Source organism: Pseudomonas sp. NCCP-436, assembly GCF_019656335.1.
GTDB lineage: Bacteria > Pseudomonadota > Gammaproteobacteria > Pseudomonadales > Pseudomonadaceae > Aquipseudomonas.
Map to the genome: position 1 here is coordinate 1 of NZ_BPLZ01000029.1, position 6510 is coordinate 6510.

A 6510-nucleotide genomic window follows, 5' to 3' on the forward strand; every position below is an offset into this window, starting at 1 on the left:
CGGCATCATCTGCCGCACCACCCACTCCCGATGCTCTATCGAATAACGCGCCACACGGCTCTCACTTCCGCCCACCGACCAAGACTCATCGAATCAACTCACACGACAACTATCCTGACGCGGCGGGTGAGTACCAGCCTGGTATTTGCGCTACCCATTTTCTCATTCCACTAACCTGGGCCCGTCGGATGTGCTGGTGTATTCCCGCCGATGTCGATTTGGCGGTGTACTTCGGGCGTTGTCTGGGGGCCTTTATCCTGATCGTAGAAGTGCTGATGTTGCGTGCCGCGCTCACGGGGGAAGCCCTGCATACCACCTTCGAGGTGCTGGCAGCCGTGGCACTGCTGATGACACTGGTGCATGTGCATGGCGCGATACGGCGCATCCAGCCCTGGACGGAAACCCTGGAAATAGTGTTCTACGCCGGAATGTTGCTGCTCACGCTGCTGTTCTGGCCAGTGGCCAACTGACCGGCGGCGTGTTTCTCGCTACCTACGAATGCCTGATCCAGTACTCAAGTAGCATGGGGCGGCCATGGGATGGTTCGTAAAATTTCCTCCAGATCGGTAGTAGTGGTGGGCGTTTTATGGCCTTGGAACAGTCGGAGGGTGTACTCAGTGCCGTCTCCAGCACAAAGGATGTGGAACTGGCTGCCCAAGAGCTGGCGCGTCAACTGATCCATCCCTATCTTGGTTTTGTACTGTTCTTCTGTTCGGCCGAATACGATCTGGAGGGGCTTAGCCAGGCGCTGGAACAGCACTTCGGTGGTGTCAGCCTGGTTGGCTGCACCAGCGCCGGGGAGATAACCCCGCAGGGTTATGGCCGTGGCTGCGTGGTGGCGCTGGGCTTCGACCTGCGCTGCTTCTCCATTGCCAGTGCACTGGTCGACGAGATGGAGCGCTTCAACCTGCTCGATGCGCAGCAACTGGTTGATAGCCTGGTCAAGGAGTGCCGTAGCAGCGAGCTGGCGGCGATCAAGGGGCACAGTTTCGCCCTGACACTGCTCGACGGCCTTTCCAGTCGGGAGGAGCTGGTACTCGGAGCTCTTAGTGCGGCGTTTGGCAGCATTCCGCATTTTGGTGGTTCGGCCGGTGATGACAACCATCTGATGCGTACCTATGTCTATCACGACGGGCGCTTTCATAGCGGTGCGGCGGTGGTGGTGCTGTTCAACACCTGGCTCGACTTCGAGGTGTTCAGCACCCATCACATTCAGCCCAGAGCGGAAAAACTGGTAGTCACCCGTGCCGACAGCTCCAGCCGCCGGGTCTACGAACTGAATGCGGCGCCGGCGGCACAGGAGTATGCCGATCTGATCGGCGTACCGCTTAAGTCGCTCGATCTGCGTGTATTCGCCGGCTATCCACTGGCGGTACGCATCAGCGATCACTACTACGTGCGCTCGATTCAGCAGGTACATGACGACCTCAGCATGACTTTCTACTGCGCGGTGGAGAACGGCATCGTTCTCACCGCCATGAGACCGGGGCCGCTGCTGCCCAATCTGCAGCGGCTCTTCGAGGGCCTGGAGCAGCGCCTTGGGCCGTTGCTGCTGACCATCGGCTGCGATTGCTTCCTGCGCCGTCTGGAGGTTGAGGCCGATGCGCTTGTCGAGCCGGTCGAGACGCTGCTGCGCAAGCACCGGGTGATTGGCTTCAACACCTACGGAGAGCAGTTCAATGGCATGCACATCAACCAGACCTTCACCGGTGTCGCCATCGGACGTCCCACTGGCCGTGCAGAACGCTGAGCTGCAGGCGCGTTGTGAGGAGCTGGAGCGTGAGAATGCCAAGCTCCGACGGATCAATGCCGCCCTGATAGAACGGGTGGAGTCGATTCATTCTCGCGGTGATGATGCCTACGCAGCCTTCCAGCATTCGGTGGTACTGGCCGAGCAGGTACGCGAGCGTACTGATGCGCTGAACCAGGCAATGGCCGAGCTTAAGTCCAGCAATCAGTTGCTCAGTGATGCACGGCTGCGTGCCGAGACGGCCCACCACCACCTTATCGATGCTATCGAAAGCATTTCCGATGCTTTTGTGCTGTTCGACAACCGTCAGCGTATTGTCCTCTTCAACAGTCGTTTCAGGGCGCTGTTGGGGCGTACCCGGGCGCGTATCGGAACCGGTGCCAGGCTTGAGGAAATCCGCCGCTTGACTCGCAGCAGCACCCTGGTGATGGAAGAGCAGTTGGGCAGGGAGGGTGAGCCTAGCCTGTTGCGTTTGCAGGACGGGCGCTGGGTTCAGGTCAGCGAGCGACCGACCCGCGAAGGTGGGCTGGTGATTCTCTATACGGACATCACCGAAGTAAAACAGAGCGAGGCGCTGCGACGCGAGCAGGCCTTGGCGCAGAAGTCACGACTGCTGCAGCGTGCAGTCGACAACCTGTCGCAAGGCATGGCCATGGTTAATGCCGAGGGAGGTCTGGAGCTGTGGAACCATCGCTTTCTGGAACTTTGCGGCTTGGCCCCGATCAGCGCAAACCGGCCCTTTGCCGAAGTGATGGCTGAAAGTGAAATGATCCTGTTGACGCCGGAAAGCCGTGATGCCTCCGGCAAGCTGTTGCGCCAGCTGGAGGTTCGTCTGTTCGACGGCCGCATGCTGGAGGTGCGTACCCATCCATTGCCGGGCGGAGGTTTCGTCAACACCTTCACCGACATCACCGAGCGCCATCGTCAGGCCCAGGCATTGAGTGAGAGCGAGCGCTGGATCCGCTTGATCACGGATCATGTGCCTGCACTGATTGCCTACCTGTCTGCGGATCTGATCTACGAATTCACCAACAAGGTATACGAGGAGTGGTACTGCTGGCCGCGTGGTGCCATGCTCGGGCAGAGCCTGCGCGAGGTCCACAGTGAGGAACACTGTCAACGCCTGGAACCCTATGTGGAACTGGCGCTGTCCGGTGAAAGCGTCACTTTCGAGTTCGCCGAAACCAATCACCATGGTCAGGAACGCTACATGCTGCGTTCCTATGTACCAAACCGGCTGGCCAGTGGGGAGGTGGTGGGCATCTTCGTACTGATCCGCGACATTACCGAGCGTCGGCGTACCGCAGAGGCGCTGCATCAGGCCTACCAGCATCTGGAGCACCGGGTTCGCGAGCGTACCGCCGAGCTGACTGCGGTGAATGAGCAACTGCGTCGCGAGATCGACGAGCGTACCCGTATGGAAACACGGCTGCGCGAGGCCAAGGCCGAAGCGGAGCAGGCCAACCTGTCAAAGACCAAGTTCCTCGCGGCGGTCAGCCACGATCTGTTGCAGCCGCTCAACGCGGCTCGACTGTTCACTAGCGCACTGCTGGAGAAGGGGGATCTGACCGGCTGTGAACCGCTGGTACGCAGTGTCAGTAATTCGCTGGAGGATGTTGAAAGTCTGCTCGGCACACTGGTCGACATCTCCAAGCTCGATGCAGGGGTGATCAAACCGGATATTGCCCCGTTCGCGGTGAGCGAACTGCTGGAGAATCTGGCCACCGAATACCGTCAGATCGCCGCAAGTGAAGGATTGAGCCTGGATTACCTGCCGAGTTCGGCCATGGTTCGCAGTGACATGCAGTTGCTGGCGCGGATCCTGCGCAACTTCCTCAGCAACGCCATCCGTTACACCGCCAGCGGGCGCATCCTGCTAGGCTGCCGGCGGCGCGGCAACAACCTGTCGATTGAGGTCTGGGACACCGGCATCGGCATCCCCGGAGACAAACTCAGCGAGATATTTCAGGAGTTCAAGCGCGGCGATAACGTGCAGCGCAAGCAGGATCGTGGCCTCGGTCTGGGGCTGGCGATAGTCGAGAAGATCTCACGCATGCTCGGCCACCGCATTCGCGTGGCCTCGCGACAGGGAAGGGGATCGATGTTCGCCGTGGAGGTGCCGCTGACCCGTCGTGCACCACGTGCGCGCATCGTCAAGGACAGTCCGGATCAATTGATCGAGCGTCTGGCTGGAGCCCGGGTGTGGGTACTGGATAACGATGCGGCGATCTGCGCCGGCATGCGTACTCTACTCGAAGGCTGGGGCTGCCAGGTAGTCACCGCCCTTAGCGAGGAAGATCTGGCGCGACAGGTCGACAACTTTCATGCCGATGCCGACCTGCTGATCGCCGACTACCACCTCGACGACGAGCGCAATGGGGTTGATGCGGTGGCGCAGATCAATGCCAGGCGCAGTGCGCCGCTACCGGCGCTGATGATCACCGCCAACTACAGCAACGAACTGAAGCAGCAGATGCGCGAGCTGGGCCACAGTCTGCTGCACAAGCCGGTGCGACCGATGAAACTGAAAGCTGCCATGTGTCACCTGATGGAGCGCGGCAGCGGCAACTGAAGTGTTCAGAGTTCCTCGTCGTCGCGGATCAGTACGTAGTGGCGACCGTGTTCGTCGTCCTCATGATCGTAGACGTAGTACATCACTACTTCGCTCAGGCTGACCTGCACGGCGACATAATCGCCATTGTCGACCTGAAAGAAGTCGGGCTTCCCAGGCTCGCCAAGGCTCTCGATGCGCGCCATGACGAAATGCGTCGGGTCTTCCTCGCCGAAGTAGTCCTCGCGCTGGCGGGCGTCCCACTCGACCGGGGGCTCGAAGGAACCGGTGATGAGGATGCGGGCGTCGCCCAGATCCTGCTCTTCGACGTCCGGGTCATGTTCGTCGGGGCGGTAAATGGTGCAATCCAAGACATCGGGATGGGCGAGGGTTTCCTGGCGGGAATAGGGCACGGGCAACTCCGGGAAAAGGGTGGGTGGCCAGTGTCCGGCAAAGCCGTGGCCACCGCAATCCTTGTCACTGCAGGCTGAGAGTCTCGCCGCGCTCCTGAATCCAGTCATCGTGGCTGGGTGCCGCCTGTTCGCCGCTCATGCGATGGATGATCTCGAAGTAATGCTGCTTGAGCGGATCGAGCATGATCTGTTCGCGCTTGCGTACGCGTATGGCGTAGATGCTCTGCAGATTCTGGTGGTCGAAATCGCGCCACTGCTGTTCATCCTTGAGCAACTGGTAGCGGTGACCTTCAAGGGCTGCGATCAGGCTTTCAGTGTCGGTCGTGCCGCTGCGCCGGACAGCGTCTGCCCACTGCTGGACGATGGTATAGGCAGAGGCGGCAGTGCCGCCCGGATACTCCTGATGCTCCTGTATATAGCGCTCGACGAAACGTTGCCCGGCACTGCTACTCTCCAGCCTGGGTGTGTCCCAAGTCCAGGTTTCCGTGCCAATCACGTCTTCCATTACTTGCGGGCCGACCTGTTGCACCAGACTCTTGGTCAGATTAGGCACGATGATTTGCATGCGTTGCTTCAGGCCCATGCTGTGAGCCAGTTGTATACTGTGCTTGAGGTTTTCACCGAGCAGGGCCAGTACCAGTACGTCGGCATTACTGGCAGCGGCTTTCTCCAGCGCTTTCTGGTACTGCTCGTGGCGTAGCGGCCCGTTGGGCAGAGCGCTGCGTCCGTGTCGCGCACGATCGGCACTGCCGGTGGCCAGACGCAGTGTCTGTTCAATGCTGCGACCCCAGGCATCGTCGATCAGGATGTAGTGATAGCGCTGGCGAGGCAGGTGCCAGGACAGGTATTCACCAAGTACGCGAGCACTCATCCAGGCACTGCCGGTTTCACGAAACAGATAGCGTTGACCAGACTGGCCAGTGACCTCATTGGCGTAGCTCAGTGTGGCGAAATAAAGCAAATCCAGTTCGCGGGCGCGACGTCCGGCGCTTATGGCCTCTTCACTGGTGGCACCGCCAAAGACCATCAGCGCTCCCTGACGGGCGAAACGATCAATGTTGCGGGTAGCTTGCAGAGGATCGGAGCGGGTGTTTTCACTGAGCAGCTCAAGCGGCAGGCCCAGTACGCCCCCCTGTTGATTGATCTCTTCAACTGCGAGTAGAGCGCCGCGTCGTAACTCCAACCCTTCATCCTTGTAGTTGCCGGTTCGCGGGTAGTTGAGACCTATCTTCAGGCTTTCGGCATGTGCTAGGCCCAGCAGCCCGGCAAGCAGCAGCGTGAGCAGAATACGTCCCATTGGGCATTCTCCTTGTGGGTGGGAGCTGCCTTTCTACGACCGGATCCAGACAGGCGCCATGGGCTTTTGGTGGCGGCCGGTTGCTACTTGTGGCGGGATTTGGCCAGGAACCGGTGCAAACGTTTCAAATTTGCGCTGGTCTACCAGCAAGGATCGGCAAGCGGGTCTAGCCTTTAGCTTTCCATGCCCCCGTGGCTGTCGTGCGGAAGGCCCGTTACAGAGCGCTGTGGCTCTACTACCAATTGACGAGGCGATCTGTGCCATGGGCGCATACCGACCCCACAGGGGGCTTCCTAAGATCGAACCATGACCTGTTCCCATGGCCGGGGACGGGTTCCAACAACAAGTGAGGTCAGCATCATGATTTACGCGAAACCGGGTACCCCAGGCTCCCTCGTTACCCTCAAGCCGCGCTATGGCAACTACATCGGCGGTGAGTTCGTCGCCCCGCTCAGCGGCCAGTACTTCACCAACACCAGCCCGGTCGATGGCTCGGTAA

General features: G+C 60.0%; 6 protein-coding genes. 4 read left to right on the forward strand and 2 right to left on the reverse strand.

The window, feature by feature from the left end:
- The 3 genes from NCCP436_RS17360 to nahK form a co-directional block, all read left to right on the forward strand.
- Positions 1–470: hypothetical protein (locus NCCP436_RS17360; protein WP_259651520.1), on the forward strand; the 470-nt coding region annotated here is incomplete at its 5' end.
- Between the two features lie 116 nt (positions 471–586).
- Positions 587–1750 (forward strand): nitric oxide-sensing protein NosP, encoded by a 1164-nt coding sequence (gene nosP, locus NCCP436_RS17365; RefSeq protein WP_220805219.1) that lies wholly within the window; start codon positions 587–589, stop codon positions 1748–1750.
- A complete protein-coding gene (gene nahK / locus NCCP436_RS17370) occupies positions 1680–4322 on the forward strand; it encodes a hybrid sensor histidine kinase/response regulator NahK/ErcS' (protein ID WP_220805220.1) in 2643 nt (880 codons plus the stop codon). Before nosP ends, nahK begins: the two co-directional genes overlap by 71 nt.
- 5 nt (positions 4323–4327) lie before the next feature.
- Here nahK and NCCP436_RS17375 read toward each other — a convergent pair whose 3' ends face one another.
- The gene (locus NCCP436_RS17375) at positions 4328–4714 is read right to left on the reverse strand and encodes a hypothetical protein (protein ID WP_220805221.1); all 387 of its coding nucleotides are present in this window, start codon (positions 4712–4714) and stop codon (positions 4328–4330) included.
- Positions 4715–4778: 64 nt separating this feature from the next.
- Positions 4779–6011, reverse strand: a complete 1233-nt coding sequence (locus NCCP436_RS17380) for an ABC transporter substrate-binding protein (RefSeq protein ID WP_220805222.1) — start codon at positions 6009–6011, stop codon at positions 4779–4781.
- A 360-nt stretch (positions 6012–6371) separates the two neighbouring features.
- Here NCCP436_RS17380 and NCCP436_RS17705 point away from each other — a divergent pair.
- Positions 6372–6510, forward strand: a 139-nt coding sequence (locus tag NCCP436_RS17705) for a hypothetical protein (protein ID WP_259651436.1), incomplete at its 3' end; no start/stop codon positions are given.